The sequence below is a fragment of the Chelatococcus sp. KU-N122 genome (genome assembly GCF_055391085.1).
Window position 1 is genome coordinate 4478613 of record NZ_AP043981.1, and the last position, 13883, is coordinate 4492495.

Sequence of the window (13883 nt, forward strand, 5' to 3'; positions counted from 1 at the left end):
GGTCTCTCTCCGGCCCTCAGCGAACGTCCCACCGTCACATTTCGACAATAGGGTAAAAACTAAGTTAAGGACGTTCGTCTTAGGCCTTGCCTTTGCCCATCCAGAGCTTGACTGTAAGAGGCGAAGCCGCAAGTGCGCAAAGGGACTCGTGCCGCCCATGTCAGGTGCAGGGACCATGACCAGTCAGCTCAAGGATGCGGTTGGCGCGAGCAATGACGGGCCTGCGGCGTCCGGCTCGGGCGCTAGGGCGGACGAGCGGACGTTCCTGATCGGAGACCTGGCCAAGGAGTTTGGCGTGACGTTGCGGACGTTGCGCTTCTACGAGGACCGCGGGCTCATGAAGCCGCAGCGGCGAGGCGTCGCGCGCGTCTATACGGCCCGCGACCGCGAGCGCCTTCAGGTGATCCTCAAGGGCAAGCAGCTCGGCTTCACCCTGGGCGAGATCGCCGTCATGCTGGAGAGCGGCACCACCGGGCAGGCGGCCGATCTCAAGCTGTCGGTGGCGCAGGTCGAGGATCAGATCAGTCATCTGCAGCGCCAGAAGGCCGACATCGAAGCCGCCATCGACGAGCTGATACAGACCAGGATCCGGCTGGTGGGCCGGCTGGACGCTTCGGGGGGGCATCGCGAGTAGCGACAAGGCTCCCGTGGAAATGGCGCTGGCGCTCTAGCTCCTTGTCTTAGCATCGGATTTTCCCCGAGGCCAGCCTCCGCTCCGGGGTTCGAGCTTCACCTGCCTGAGCTCGGAGCGCTTCTCTCGCGATGGGGCGATGCCGCCCCGATCACGACGCGCTCCAGGCGAAGCGGCCGTCCAGCAAGACGTGCGGATATGCGGCGGGCCGGAGCGCCACCCCAGCCGGGGGCTGCCATATTGCCGTGCGCCTCTTCCGCGATGCCCCGAGATGGTTTATATGTGAACTATAGCGGGCGGCCGATGGTTTCGTGCGTCGCGGGTTCGGCCGGTCGGCCGAGGTCGCGACGGCGGGGTTCGTCGTCGCTTCCACGGCTCATATTGCGGCGAAGGCCGGCAAGGGGAGGTCCGATGCCCACCTACAAGGCACCCGTTGACGACGTGCTGTTCCTGCTGAGGGACGTCTTCAACATCGAGCGCTACAGCAATCTGCCGGGCTTTTCGGACGCGTCGCCCGACGTGATCGAGGCGATCCTGGGCGAGGGCGCCAAGGTCTGCGAGGAGGTGCTCCAGCCGCTGAACCGGGTCGGCGACCTCGACGGCTGCAAGCGCCATGAGGACGGTTCGGTCACGACCCCCAAGGGCTTCAAGGAAGCCTACCAGGCCTTCGCGGCCGGCGGCTGGATGGGCCTGGCGGCGAGCCCGGAGCATGGCGGGCAGGGGCTGCCCTACACCTTGGCGGCCGCCATCAACGAGTTCTCGTCGGCAGCCAACATGGCCTTCTCCATGTATCCCGGCCTGACCATGGGCGCCGCGGCGGCGCTGGCGGTGCACGGCAGCGACGAGCAGAAGAAGACCTATCTGCCGCAGATGATCGCCGGCACGTGGACCGGCACCATGAACCTCACCGAGCCGCACTGCGGCACCGACCTCGGCCTGATCAAGACCAAGGCGGCCAAGCAGGCTGACGGCTCCTACAGGATCTCGGGGACCAAGATCTTCATCTCGGCCGGCGAGCACGACATGGCCGACAACATCATCCATCTGGTGCTGGCCCGCATCGAGGGCGCGCCGGAGGGAGTGAAGGGCATCTCGCTCTTCGTCGTGCCCAAGGTCCTGGTCAACGCCGACGGCTCGCTCGGGGCGCGCAACGGCGTGTCGTGCGGCTCGATCGAGCACAAGATGGGCATCCACGGCAATTCCACCTGCGTGCTCAACTATGACGGCGCGACCGGCTGGCTCGTGGGCGCGGCCAACCGCGGCCTCAACGCCATGTTCGTGATGATGAACGAGGCGCGGCTCGGCGTGGCGATCCAGGGCCTGGCCCAGTCGGAGGTCGCCTACCAGAACGCCGTCGCCTACGCCAAGGACCGGCTGCAGGGCCGTTCGATCTCGGGCGTCAAGTCGCCCGACAAGCCGGCGGACTCGATCCTGGTGCACCCGGACGTGCGGCGCAATCTCCTGTCGATCCGCGCGTTCAACGAGGGCGCCCGGGCGTTCGTGCTGTGGACCGCGCTCAAGAGCGACGTGGCTCATCGCACCGAGGACAAGGCGGCGATGCAGGCGGCCGACGACCTGCTCGGCCTGATGACGCCGGTGCTCAAGGGCGTGCTCACCGACGGCGGCTTCGACAATGCCGTCAAGGCGCAGCAGGTGTTCGGCGGTCACGGCTACATCGCCGAGTGGGGCATGGAGCAGTTCGTGCGCGATGCGCGCATCGCCATGATCTACGAGGGCGCCAACGGCATCCAGGCCCTCGACCTCGTCGGCCGCAAGCTGCCGCGCGACGGCGGACGTGCGATCATGGCCTTCTTCGGCGAGGTGCAGGCGTTCGCCAAGGAGAACGAGGCCAACGCCGCCCTGGCGCCCTACCTGAAGCCCTTGCAGGCGGCGCTTGGCCACCTGCAGCAGGCGACCATGTGGTTCATGCAGAACGGCCTGGCCAAGCCCGACAACGCCGGGGCCGGCAGCTACGACTACATGCATCTGCTGGGGCTCGTGGCGCTGGGCTACATGTGGGCGCAGATGGCCAAGGTGGCGCTGGAGAAGAAGGCGCAGGGTGACGGCGCCGCGGCGCAGATGGACGCCAAGCTGCTCACCGGAAAGTTCTTCATGGAGCGCATGCTGCCGGAGACCGGCGCGCACCTCGCCCGGATCAGCTCGGGCGCCGACACCATGATGGCGATGCCGGCGGAGGCGTTCTGAGCGTTCGTCGGCAATCCGGTGTCGTCGAGGCGTTGCATCCCCAGATCTACGTTGATCAATCGCGTCGAACGCGCCTGCCGCGTCGGCGGGCGAAGCGGAGGCTCACATGGCTGAGGCCTATATCTACGACCACGTGCGCACGCCGCGCGGCCGCGGCAAGTCGGACGGCTCGCTGCACGAATGCTCGACCTTGAAGCTCGCATCCAGCGTGCTCGAGCAGATCCGGGACCGCAACGACCTCGACACCAAGCTGGTCGACGACGTGGTGCTCGGCTGCGTCGACCCGGTCGGCGAGGCCGGCAGCGACATCGCGCGCGCGGCGGCACTGACGGCCGACTATGGCGACCACGTGCCCGGCATCCAGATCAACCGGTTCTGCGCGTCCGGCCTGGATGCGGTGAACTTCGCCGCAGCCCAGGTGATGGCCGGCCAGCACGAGATGACCATCGGCGGCGGCGTCGAATCCATGAGCCGCGTCGGCATGGGCGCGGCCGGCGGCGCCTGGCCCATGGACCCGGCGATCGCCATCAAGTCCTACTTCATGCCGCAGGGCATCTCGGCCGACCTCATTGCCACCAAGTACGGCTTCAACCGCGACGACGTGGACGCCTACGCGGTGGAGAGCCAGAAGCGCGCCGCCCGCGCGTGGGCCGACGGCCGCTTCAAGCGCTCGGTCGTGCCGGTCAAGGACATCAACGGCCTGACCATCCTCGACCACGACGAGCACATGCGGCCGCAGACCGACATGCAGTCGCTCGGCCAGCTCAGGGCGTCGTTCACCGAGATGGGTGAGATGGGCGGTTTCGACGCCGTGGCGATCCAGGCCCACCCGGAGGTCGAGCGGGTCAATCACGTGCACCACGCCGGCAATTCCTCCGGCATCGTCGACGGCGCCGCCGCGGTGCTGATCGGCAGCAAGAAGGCCGGCAAGGCGGCCGGTATCAAGCCGCGTGGCCGCATCCGCGCCTTCGCCAACATCGGCTCCGAGCCGGCCATGATGCTCACCGGCCCGGTCGACGTGACCCACAAGCTGCTCAAGCGCGCCGGCATGAAGATCTCGGACATCGATCTGTTCGAGCTCAACGAGGCCTTCGCCTCGGTGGTGCTGCGCTACCTCCAGGCGTTCGAGATCGACCCGGCGATCATGAACGTGAACGGCGGCGCCATCGCCATGGGCCATCCGCTCGGCGCCACCGGCGCCATGATCCTCGGCACCGCGCTCGACGAGCTGGAGCGGACGGACAAGGAGACGGCCCTCGTCACGCTGTGCATCGGCGCCGGCATGGGGACGGCCACCATCATCGAGCGGGTCTGAAGGCCCTTTCCGGTTGCAGCAGCCTGGCGTCGAGATCAGACGTCTTGGGCCGCGTTGGAGACACGCCCATGAAGCTTGCCAACTTCACCGTCGAGACGGACGCCGACGGCATCGCCCTGGTCACCTGGGACCAGCCCGAGCGCTCGATGAACGTGATCACGCCCGACATGATGGCGGACCTGGCCACGGTGATCGACACGGTGGTCGCGGATGCGGCCGTCAAGGGCATCGTCATCACCTCGGGCAAGAGCGATTTCTCCGCCGGGGCCGATCTCACCATGCTCCAGGGCGTGCGGACGGAGTATCAGCGCCGCGCGACCGCCGAGGGCCAGGACGCCGCGCTGGCGTTCTTCTTCGATGAGACGCGCAAGCTCTCGCTGCTCTACCGGAAGCTCGAAACCTGCGGCAAGCCGGTCGCCGCTGCCATCCGCGGCCTCTGCCTGGGCGGCGGCTTCGAGCTGGCGCTCGCCAGCCACTACCGCGTGCTGTCGAACGAGGCGTCGACCCGGGTCGGGTTGCCGGAAATCAAGGTCGGCCTGTTCCCCGGCGGCGGCGGCACCCAGCGCGTCGCCCGCCTGCTCGCCACGCCTGATGCGCTGCAGTTCCTGTTCAGGGGCGAGCAGATCAAGCCGGCCATGGCCAAGACCATGGGGCTGGTGCACGCGGTCGTGCCCGGCGAGGAGGCCGTGCAGGCGGCCAAGGACTGGATCAAGGGCGGCGGCAAGGCCGTGGCGCCGTGGGACGTGAAGGGCTTCAAGGCGCCCTCCGGCAAGGTGTTCTCGCCGGTCGGCATGCAGATCTTCCCGCCCGCCAACGCCATCTACCGGCGCGAGACCTACGACAACTACCCCGCCGCCAAGGCGATCCTGGCCTCGGTCTACGAAGGCCTGCAGCTGCCGATGGACCTCGCGCTCAAGGTCGAGAGCCGCTACTTCGCCAAGATCCTCCGCTCGAAGGAAGCGGCGGCGATGATCCGCAGCCTGTTCGTCTCCATGGGCGAGCTCAACAAGGGCGCCCGGCGCCCGGCCGGCGTGCCCGCCTCGGAGCTCAAGACCATCGGCATCGTCGGCGCCGGCTTCATGGGCGCGGGCATCGCCTACGTCACCGCCCAGGCCGGCATGGACGTGGTGCTGCTCGACCGTGACCTGGAGGCGGCGGAGAAGGGCAAGGCCTATTCCGACGATCTCATGACGGGGCGGATCAAGAAGGGGCGGGCCAAGCCGGAGGCCAAGGAGGCACTGCTGGCGCGCATCAGGACGACGGCCGACTACGCCGATCTGAAGGCTTGCGACCTGATCATCGAAGCGGTGTTCGAGGACCCCAAGGTCAAGGGCGACGTGATCGCCAAGACCGAGGCGGTCATCGCGCCGGAGGTGGTCTTCGCCTCCAACACCTCGACCCTGCCGATCACCGGGCTCGCCCGCGCCTCGGGCCGGCCCGGCCAGTTCGTCGGCATCCACTTCTTCTCGCCGGTCGAGAAGATGCTGCTGGTGGAGATCATCAAGGGCAAGCAGACCGGCGACAAGGCGCTGGCCACGGCGCTCGACTATGTGCGCGCCATCAAGAAGACACCGATCGTGGTGAACGACGCGCGCGGTTTCTACGCCAACCGCTGCGTCGGCGCCTACATCCGCGAGGGGCACCTGATGCTGATGGAGGGCGTGCCCCCCGCCATGATCGAGACCGTCGCCAAGATGGCGGGCATGCCGGTCGGTCCGCTGTCGCTGAACGACGAGGTGGCCATCGATCTCGGCCTCAGGATCGCCCGCGCGACGAAGGCCGAGCTGGGCGAGGATGCGGTCGATCCCGAGCAGGAAAAGCTCCTGGTCGCCATGGTCGAGACGCACGGACGGCTCGGGCGCAAGAACGGCAAGGGCTTCTACGACTACCCGGAGAACGGCCCCAAGCGGCTGTGGCCGGGCCTGGCGGAGCTCCAGCGCAAGGCGCTCGATCCGGACGAGATCGACGTCGAGACGCTGAAGCAGCGCTTTCTCGTCGCTCAGGCGCTGGAGGCGGCGCGCAGCTACGAGGAGGGTATCGTGACCGACCCGCGCGAGGCGGACGTCGGCTCGATCATCGGCTTCGGCTTCGCGCCGTTCACCGGCGGCACGCTGTCCTATATCGACGGCATGGGCGCGAAGGCCTTCGTTGAGCTCAGCAAGAAGCTGGAGAAGGCCTACGGCAAGCGCTTCAAGCCCAACCGCCAGCTCATCAAGATGGCGAAGGACGGCGGCAGCTATTACGGCGCCGAGGCGCCGGTGCGCGAGGCGGCTTAGCTTTGTGGAATACAACGGACGGCCGCGCCGCCAGCCCGGCCGTCCGTTGGAGCAGCGCGCGCGGCAACGCCGCACCGAATGCTGGAGGCAGCCATGTTGCTTGACCGAGCTCTGCCGCGCGCCCATATAACTACGAAATCATAATTACAAAGTTGTCATGACGGTCGTTCGGTTAGAGTGGGACGAGAGGAAGAACCGAACCAACCGACGCAAGCACGGGGTGAGCTTCGAGCAGGCCGCTCAGGTTTTTCGCGACCCTTTGCATCTCTCGGTGCAGGATCGTATCGAGGACGGCGAATTGCGATGGCAAACAGTGGGCCTTGTCGGCGGCGTCGCAGTTCTGATTGTCGCTCATACGGTGGATGAGGAAGCCGCCGAGAGCGGCCCCGTTGAGGTCATCCGCATCATCTCGGCGCGACACGCCACGCGCCGTGAGAGGCAGCGATATGAAGAAGAAAGCCGTTAGCTACACTTTGGCTACGCTCCCTCCCTTGAGCGACGAGCAACTGGCTGATCTCGCCCGGCCGCGGGACGCGGCTGACGACACGGTCGACACAAGCGACATTCCAGAGCTGACTGAGGCGCAGCTGAGAAACGCTGTTCGGGGGCGTTTCTACCGGCCTGTCAAGCAGCAGATCACGGCACGTGTCGATGCTGACGTGCTGGCGTGGCTCAAATCACAGGGAAAGGGCTACCAAGCCCGCCTGAATGCGATCCTTCGTCGTGAGATGCTGGAATCCTTGAAGCGAGGATCGGGCTGAAACGACGCCCGCGGTTGGCTGCAAAGCCGGCCTCCACTTTTGCGGAACATGCTCTACAAGTGTGGCCGTCGGGTGCCGATGGTCATGCCGACCGTCGACGCCGCTCTCGTGCACGGAACGTCTGCATGTCCCGCACCGTCGAGTACTTCTTCTCGCTGGCCTCGCCCTGGGCCTACATCGGCTTCAAGCCGTTCCGCGCCATCGTCGAGCGGCACGGGCTCGAGGTGAGCTACAAGCCGGTGGGCCTGGGCTTCGTGTTCGACAGGACCGGCGGCTTGCCGCTGGCCCAGCGCCATCCCGCCCGCCAACGCTACCGCATGGTGGAGCTGCAGCGCTGGCGCCAGCTTCGCGGCCTCGACTTCCATCTATGGCCGAAGCACTGGCCGTTCGATCCGACCTTGGCCGACCGCACCGTCATCGCGCTGCTGCACGCCAAGCGCGATCCGACGCCCTTCCTGGCGCTCGCCCATCCGGCGATCTGGGAGAAGCAGCACAATCTTGCGGACGAGGCGGTGCTGGCGCAACTGCTCCATGAGGTGGGCGTCGAGCCGGAGCCGATCCTGGCCGCAGCCAAGGGCGATGCGACCGAGGTGATCTACCTGCTCAACCTCGAGAACGCCGTCGACAAGGACGTCTTCGGCGCTCCCTCCTACGTCGTCGATGGCGAGGTCTTCTGGGGGCAGGACCGCCTCGAGCTGCTCGACCATATGCTGGCGAGCGGCCGGCAGGCCTTTCTGCCCGAACCGAAGGGGCGGTGAGCCGCGGCTCACACCGCCCTGAAGTCGAAATCGAACTTCGTCCCCCACGTCGTGAGATCGCCCGGCGCCCAGACCCGGGGCCGCAGCGGCAGCACGTCGTGCCACGGCCGCGGCTCGAACATGTCGAGCTCCGGGATGTAGACGTCCATGTCGGCATAGAACTCGATCAGGAAGCGGCTCGGGTCGAAGTGGTAGGAGGCGAGGTTGTGGCCGGCGGTGTGCCGGGCCGGGCCCCAGACGATCGGAATGCCGGCGCTGCCGAGCAGATCGGCGGCGTCGTAGTGGTGCGTCCGCCCCCGGAGCTCGAAGGCGATGTGGTGGAGCTTGGAGACAGGTGCTGCGACGACGTTGAGCACGTGGTGGTCGCGGTTGCAGGTCAGGAAGGTGGCGACGCCTTCGAACCAGTCGGTCGTCCTGAAGCCCAGCACGTCGGTGAACAGCTTCACCAGCCGCTCGCTCTCCGTCGACATCACCGCCGCGTGGCCGAGCCGGTTAGGCACCACGCCCTCGCGACGGAAGCCGGGGGCGGTCATGGCCATCTCCGTGTAGAGGTGCAGCACATGGCCTCCCGGCGCCTCGACCTCGAGGAGGCGCGCGAGGCCCGGGCGCGCATCGCTTTTCTCCGCCGCCGTCAGGCCGTTCTCCTTGAGCCGCTTCGCCAGCTCGCCCAGATCGCCCGTGACCTGGAGCCCCAGCGCGCCGAGGGCTGATTGCGGCCCGGGCCGCAGGGCGATGTTGTGGTGATCGAGACCAAGGCTGACGTAGGCGCCGCCGTTGCTGCGCTCGACCGTCGTCGCTCCGACGATCGTGTCGTAGTAGGCCAGCGTCTCGTCCATCTTGGCCGTGACGAGCTCGATGTAGCCGAGCTGGAAGGCCCGCGTCATGGGGATCCTCCTCGGCGCTGCCGCGCCCGTTCGTTCACGCTGCCGGCCGGGGGCCGACGGTCTCGGCGTCGTGGCCGTAGAGCTCGGCGGCCCGGCCGGCCCGGGCTCCCTTCGTCGCCAGCGCCGCATCCCGGGCCTGCTGCTCCGGCCCGTCCGGCAGATGATAGGTGGTGGCGTTGGCGCGCGAGCCGGCTTGCACGGCGCTGGCGCGAGGCTGCCTGAGGGCCTCATAAGCCGCGAGCGCGTCGGCAATGCCGTCGCTGCCGCGGCCGAACAGGCAGGCGGCGAGGGTGGCGCCGTCCTCGATCGCCTGGGCGGCGCCTTGCGCCATGTAGGGCAGCATCGGGTGGCAGGCGTCGCCGAGCAGCGCCACGCGCCCACGCGCCCAGCGGGGCAGGGGCTCGCGGTCGAACAGGGCCCATTTGAAGCTGGCGTCGACCGCGTTCAGGATGGCGTGCACCTGCGGATGCCAGCCCGCGTAGTGGCGGGACGCCTCATCCGGCTCGGCGCGGTCCGACCAGTGCTCGCGAGTCCATTCGCTCTGCTCGGTCACGGCCACGAAGTTCAGGTAGCGGCCGCCCGCCACGAAGTAGTGCACGAAATGGCCGTGCGGCCCCATCCAGTTGGTGACCGCGCGTTCGAGCGCGAGGTGCGCAAGCCGCTCGGCCGGCACCAGGCCGCGGTAGGCGACGTGGCCGGAGAAGCGTGGCCGCTCGGGCCCGAACAGCATGTGGCGCACCTGCGAATGGATGCCGTCGGCACCGATGAGCAGATCGCCGTCGGCCCGCGATCCGTCCTCGAACAGGGCCGTCACGCCGTCGGGCCGCTGCTCGATGTCGACGAGCCTTGCGCCCATGCGCAGGCTCTCGTCGCCTGCGGCGCGGCCGAGCAGGGCGATCAGATCGGCCCGATGGAAGTGATAGTAGGGCGCACCGTAGCGGGCTTCGACGGCATCGCCCAACTCGTCGCGGGCGAGCAGGCGGCCATCCTGCCAGCGGCGCACCTCGATGGCCGTCGGCCTGACCGCGGTTCGCGCCATGGCTTCGGCCAGGCCGTAGCGCGCGAGCAGACGCGAGGCGTTGGGGCTGATCTGAATGCCGGCGCCCACCTCGCTCTGGGCGGCGGCCTGCTCGAACAGCAGGACGTCGAGACCGGCGCGGCGGAGCGCGATGGCGGCGGCCGTGCCGCCGATGCCGGCGCCGACGACGAGCGCTTTGAGTGGGGCCATCAGGCGGCTCCCCAGCCAAGCGCCGTGGCGAGGGCGCGGTCGGCGTCGACGGACGCCTCCGGCCGGCCGCGCCAGGCGACATGGTGGTCAGGCCGGACCAGGATCGTGTCGCGTCCATAGATGGGAGCGAGCGCAGGCTCATCCAGCGCGACCACGGCCAAGGGCACGCCGCGACGGTCGGCGGCTGCCACGAACGGGGAGGGGTTGCCGCGGCCGAAGTCGAGCAGGGTGAACCAAGGGCCGAGCCGGTCGTAGAGCGGGGTGCCGTCGGCCAGGAAGATGCTCGGCAGGCGCGCGCCAGGCGCGGTCGTTGGCCGGTAGATCACGGGATCGAACGGAGGCGCGGCGCCCGGCTGCTCGAGGACGACCGGCGAGCCGGCATAGATATAACCCATCTCGATGCCGAAGCTCTCGTTCTCGGCATTACCCAGGGCCGCAATGGCCGCCGCCGTCTCTGCGCGGCGCCCGGCCGCCGCCTCCCCGGGCTCGTCGAGCCCGGGCTGGTAGGCGTGGGCGATCTCCACGCGGACGCCCATGTGACGACCGGAGGCGTCACGGTTGCGATGGGCAACGGGGCGCCGCTCGACCTCGTAGGACCGAAGCAGCGCGGGGCCGCCGAAGCCCCGGATGGTCGCCGCGAGCTTCCAGCCGAGATCGATGGCATCACCGATCCCCGTGTTCATTCCGTAGCCGCCAGTGGGAATGAACTGGTGGGCGGAATCGCCCGCCAGAAAGACGCGCCCCGCGCCGTACCTGTCCGCGAGCAGCAGATGCGGCGTCCATGGATTGGCGACGAGGATCTCGTGAGCGAAGGGACGGCCGGCGAAGGCCTCCAGCAGGGCGCGCGGCTCGAGCGTGCTGGAATCGACGCCGGGCGGAACCGGCGCGTGGATGGTCCAGATGTCGTCGTCGTTCTGGGCGATCATGGTGCCCTGCGGCGCCTGGTAGTGCCAGGCGGTGCCCCACCGCTGCAGCAGATCGCGCTCGGTGGAGCGGAAGTGCACCATGTAGAGCTCGCCCACCCGCGGTGTGCCGTCGAGCGCAATGCCGAGCCGATCGCGCATGCGGCTGCCGCCGCCGTCGCAGCCGATGAGGTATTGGCAGCGCAGGCGCTCCGTGGCGCCCGTGGCGGCGTCGCGCAGGACCGCCGTGACGCCCGCGTCGTCGGCTTCGAAATCCTCGAAGGCCACGCTGAAGCGCACGTCGAGCTCGGGACGGGCGTCGATCGCCCGTTTGAGGACGGGCTCGATCTCGACCTGCGAGACGCGCATGGCCGGCTCGAGCGCCTGGGTGCCATCGTTGCGCGCCCGGATGAGGGCGCGCGCCTCCTGCGGGCTCGGGTAGCGGAAGCGGTGCAGCTCGTGCCCCGCCAGGCTGGTGATCCAGGAGACGTCGAAGACGTGATCCTCGGGGACGGCGGCCGCCCGCAGCGCAGGAGCCAGGCCGAAGCGTCGGAACAGCTCCATGCTGCGGCCGTTGGTGATGTCCATCTTGGGATGACGTGTGGTCGTGGCGTTGCGCTCGACCAGGGTGGCGCGCACGCCGAAGTCGGCGAGGACGGCGGCGAGGGTCATCCCCACGGGGCCGCCGCCGGCGATCAGCACCTGCGTCTCCTTCATCGTCTCCTCCCGCCGCTGAGCGGCCTGTTTTTGTCTGGTCCGAGCGAAGGCTTGGAGCGGGATGACGTCTCCGCGAGCCATCATCCGCTCGAAGCTCTAGGCGGCTGCGCCCGGCTCGCGTTCGGCAGCGACCGGGTTGGTCAGCGTGCCGATCCCCTCGATGGCGACCTCGACGACGTCGCCGGGCTTCATCCAGAGCGGCGGCTTGCGGGCTCCGCCGACGCCGGCGGGCGTGCCCATGACGAGGACATCGCCGGGCTCCAGGGTCATGCAGGCCGACAGCAGCGCCACCGTGTCGGCGACGCTGAAGATCATGTCGCGCGTGTTGGCGCTCTGGACGACCTCGCCGTTGAGCCGCGTCTCGATGGCGAGGCCCGCGGCTCCCGGCGGCAGCTCGTCGGCGGTGACGACATCCGGCCCGAAGGCGCCGGTGCCGTCGAAGTTCTTGCCGACGGTCCACTGCGGCGTGCGCATCTGGTAGTCGCGGATCGAGCCGTCATTGAAAATCGAGTAGCCGGCTATGTAGTCCAGTGCGCTCTCGCGCGGCACATGCCGTGCCTGCCGGCCGACCACCGCGACGAGCTCTCCCTCGAAGTCGAGGGCGGCCGATTGGACCGGCCGGACGATGGGCTGGCCGTGCGCCACCAGCGACGAGGTGGCCCGCATGAACACGACGGGGAAATCCGGCCGCTGCTGCTTCGACTCGGCTGCATGGTCTTCGTAGTTCAGGCCGAGGCAGAGAATCTTTCCCGCCGTGGTCGTCGGCGGCAGCAGGCGCACGGCGGCGGGGTCGATCGCCTCGCCGCGCGCCACCTCGCCGATGTCCGCCAGCGCCGACGGCCCGAGCGCCAGCAGCCGTGTGAGATCGCGCGGCAGGCCAGGAGCCACCGCACGCAGCGGGACGATGCCCCGGGGCGAACGAATACCCAGCTCGCTACCGGAGCCAGCCTGAAAGTTGACAAATCGCATTGTCGCCATCCCTAAATAAATCGATTTTTATAAATATAATTCATAAAAATCGATTTATCAAGACGGCGTGGCGATAGCCGTGGTGGCGCGCGTCGCCAATGTCGTGGGGCCCGAGGCCGCCACGGGATGCCGGTCACGCCACCGGGGCAACGGGCCCGGAGGACGTCTCGTGCCTCCTGGCGATGTCCTTGACGAGATCGGACGTGTGGCTGATGTGGGCGTTCAGCAATCGCAGGGCCAAATCCGTATCCCGGGCCAGAACGGCGTCCGCGATCGCCTGATGTTCCTTGGCGACGTCCCGCGGCCGGTGCGAATGGGCGGTCAACGCCCGGTATCGGGACGATTGCTCGAAGAGCAGGGAGTCGAACTCGAGCAACCAGCGCAAGCCGCAGGGCGCGATCAGGCTGGCATGGAAGGCGCGGTGCCGCTCCTCCCATTCGACATTGATCCGCTCGTTGTCCTCGGGGTCATAGGGAGGCGTTCGCGAGAGCCGGTGAAGCGCCAGGACGATGGCCTCGTCGGAGGCCTCGTCGGCGCGCGCGATGGCCTCGCGCAAGGTGATCTCGTTCAGCAGGCAGCGCGCCCGCGTGAGGTCCTCCAGCTCGCGGACCGAGACCGGAGGCACCCGGAAGCCGCGCTGATCGGACTGTACGACGAGGCCTTCGGCGGAGAGCCGGTTGAGTGCTTCCCGGACGGGGCTCAAGCCCGTGCCGTAACGTTCGCGCAGGGCGTCGATGAACAGCTTCTCGCCCGGCATGAACACCGCCAGCGCCAGGTCGCGCCGCAGGTGCTGCTCCACCGTCGAGGCCAGCGTCGGGCTCTTGGTCTGGGTCTTGGCCTGGCTGGCTGAGGGACGGGCCGACTTCGGTCTGTCGTTCGGCATGGGGGACCTCTACACTCTGCGTGACGGCACGCTCCCGGCGCGTCCGCGGCGCTCGGATGCGCCTGGGCCGCGGCGAAAGCGTGAACGATTCCTACATCTTACACCGCCCTTCCGACACGCTGATCACGCTATCTCTCTGCCGGACCAGCGGAGCTGCCCGTTTTCGACAGGGCCACGCCGAGCAGGCGCTCGACAGTCGCCGCATCGGCCGGCAGCGCCGCAGCGGATCCGGTCCAGGCGCAATGGCCGCGCTCCATGATGAGCGCGCTCGGCGAAGGCCAGCGCGAACTCGAGGCGCTGCTCCGCGGCGGCTGCGACCAGGATGCCACGACGCCTGATTCTCCCGCCGAGCCC

The 13883-nt window shown here is 68.4% G+C and carries 12 protein-coding genes; 7 read left to right on the forward strand and 5 right to left on the reverse strand.

The features are described 5' to 3' along the window. Window positions 1–175 precede the first annotated feature (175 nt). The 7 genes from ACZ5PO_RS20210 to ACZ5PO_RS20240 all read left to right on the forward strand — a co-directional run bounded on the left by ACZ5PO_RS20210 (window position 176) and on the right by ACZ5PO_RS20240 (window position 7946). Window positions 176–634: a MerR family transcriptional regulator gene (locus ACZ5PO_RS20210; RefSeq protein ID WP_464183443.1), complete on the forward strand. Its 459-nt coding sequence runs from the start codon at window positions 176–178 to the stop codon at window positions 632–634. A gap of 408 nt (window positions 635–1042) precedes the next feature. Further along, complete coding sequence (locus tag ACZ5PO_RS20215) at window positions 1043–2836, forward strand: acyl-CoA dehydrogenase C-terminal domain-containing protein (RefSeq protein WP_464183446.1); 1794 nt, start codon at window positions 1043–1045, stop codon at window positions 2834–2836. A gap of 106 nt (window positions 2837–2942) precedes the next feature. Then, the gene (locus tag ACZ5PO_RS20220; RefSeq protein WP_464183447.1) at window positions 2943–4151 is read left to right on the forward strand and encodes an acetyl-CoA C-acetyltransferase; all 1209 of its coding nucleotides are present in this window, start codon (window positions 2943–2945) and stop codon (window positions 4149–4151) included. Between the two features lie 68 nt (window positions 4152–4219). Further along, on the forward strand, window positions 4220–6427 hold the full coding sequence (locus tag ACZ5PO_RS20225; RefSeq protein WP_464183448.1) for a 3-hydroxyacyl-CoA dehydrogenase NAD-binding domain-containing protein: 2208 nt from the start codon (window positions 4220–4222) through the stop codon (window positions 6425–6427). 157 nt (window positions 6428–6584) lie between these two features. Then, on the forward strand, window positions 6585–6893 hold the full coding sequence (locus ACZ5PO_RS20230; RefSeq protein ID WP_464183449.1) for a BrnT family toxin: 309 nt from the start codon (window positions 6585–6587) through the stop codon (window positions 6891–6893). Continuing rightward, the gene (locus ACZ5PO_RS20235) at window positions 6874–7188 is read left to right on the forward strand and encodes a BrnA antitoxin family protein (protein ID WP_464183450.1); all 315 of its coding nucleotides are present in this window, start codon (window positions 6874–6876) and stop codon (window positions 7186–7188) included. The genes ACZ5PO_RS20230 and ACZ5PO_RS20235 overlap by 20 nt, the downstream gene beginning before the upstream one ends. 125 nt (window positions 7189–7313) lie before the next feature. Beyond that, the gene (locus ACZ5PO_RS20240; protein ID WP_464183451.1) at window positions 7314–7946 is read left to right on the forward strand and encodes a DsbA family protein; all 633 of its coding nucleotides are present in this window, start codon (window positions 7314–7316) and stop codon (window positions 7944–7946) included. Window positions 7947–7954: 8 nt separating this feature from the next. Here ACZ5PO_RS20240 and ACZ5PO_RS20245 read toward each other — a convergent pair whose 3' ends face one another. The 5 genes from ACZ5PO_RS20245 to ACZ5PO_RS20265 all read right to left on the reverse strand — a co-directional run bounded on the left by ACZ5PO_RS20245 (window position 7955) and on the right by ACZ5PO_RS20265 (window position 13529). Next, window positions 7955–8830 (reverse strand): VOC family protein, encoded by an 876-nt coding sequence (locus ACZ5PO_RS20245; RefSeq protein ID WP_464183452.1) that lies wholly within the window; start codon window positions 8828–8830, stop codon window positions 7955–7957. 34 nt (window positions 8831–8864) lie between these two features. Further along, window positions 8865–10058, reverse strand: coding sequence for an FAD-dependent monooxygenase (locus ACZ5PO_RS20250; protein WP_464183453.1), 1194 nt, complete (start codon window positions 10056–10058; stop codon window positions 8865–8867). After that, a complete protein-coding gene (locus tag ACZ5PO_RS20255) occupies window positions 10058–11677 on the reverse strand; it encodes an FAD-dependent monooxygenase (RefSeq protein WP_464183454.1) in 1620 nt (539 codons plus the stop codon). The genes ACZ5PO_RS20250 and ACZ5PO_RS20255 overlap by 1 nt, the downstream gene beginning before the upstream one ends. A gap of 96 nt (window positions 11678–11773) precedes the next feature. After that, entirely contained in the window at window positions 11774–12646 is an 873-nt protein-coding gene (locus ACZ5PO_RS20260; RefSeq protein WP_464183456.1) for a fumarylacetoacetate hydrolase family protein, read from the reverse strand. A 133-nt stretch (window positions 12647–12779) separates the two neighbouring features. Then, window positions 12780–13529, reverse strand: a complete 750-nt coding sequence (locus tag ACZ5PO_RS20265; protein WP_464183458.1) for a GntR family transcriptional regulator — start codon at window positions 13527–13529, stop codon at window positions 12780–12782. Window positions 13530–13883: the final 354 nt, after the last annotated feature.

Bases quoted from the DNA above. Each gene is read 5' to 3' on its own strand.
- ACZ5PO_RS20210 (WP_464183443.1), top strand. From the start codon at position 176: ATGACCAGTCAGCTCAAGGATGCGGTTGGCGCGAGCAATGACGGGCCT.
- ACZ5PO_RS20215 (WP_464183446.1), top strand. From the start codon at position 1,043: ATGCCCACCTACAAGGCACCCGTTGACGACGTGCTGTTCCTGCTGAGG.
- ACZ5PO_RS20220 (WP_464183447.1), top strand. From the start codon at position 2,943: ATGGCTGAGGCCTATATCTACGACCACGTGCGCACGCCGCGCGGCCGC.
- ACZ5PO_RS20225 (WP_464183448.1), top strand. From the start codon at position 4,220: ATGAAGCTTGCCAACTTCACCGTCGAGACGGACGCCGACGGCATCGCC.
- ACZ5PO_RS20230 (WP_464183449.1), top strand. From the start codon at position 6,585: ATGACGGTCGTTCGGTTAGAGTGGGACGAGAGGAAGAACCGAACCAAC.
- ACZ5PO_RS20235 (WP_464183450.1), top strand. From the start codon at position 6,874: ATGAAGAAGAAAGCCGTTAGCTACACTTTGGCTACGCTCCCTCCCTTG.
- ACZ5PO_RS20240 (WP_464183451.1), top strand. From the start codon at position 7,314: ATGTCCCGCACCGTCGAGTACTTCTTCTCGCTGGCCTCGCCCTGGGCC.
- ACZ5PO_RS20245 (WP_464183452.1), bottom strand. From the start codon at position 8,830: ATGACGCGGGCCTTCCAGCTCGGCTACATCGAGCTCGTCACGGCCAAG.
- ACZ5PO_RS20250 (WP_464183453.1), bottom strand. From the start codon at position 10,058: ATGGCCCCACTCAAAGCGCTCGTCGTCGGCGCCGGCATCGGCGGCACG.
- ACZ5PO_RS20255 (WP_464183454.1), bottom strand. From the start codon at position 11,677: ATGAAGGAGACGCAGGTGCTGATCGCCGGCGGCGGCCCCGTGGGGATG.
- ACZ5PO_RS20260 (WP_464183456.1), bottom strand. From the start codon at position 12,646: ATGCGATTTGTCAACTTTCAGGCTGGCTCCGGTAGCGAGCTGGGTATT.
- ACZ5PO_RS20265 (WP_464183458.1), bottom strand. From the start codon at position 13,529: ATGCCGAACGACAGACCGAAGTCGGCCCGTCCCTCAGCCAGCCAGGCC.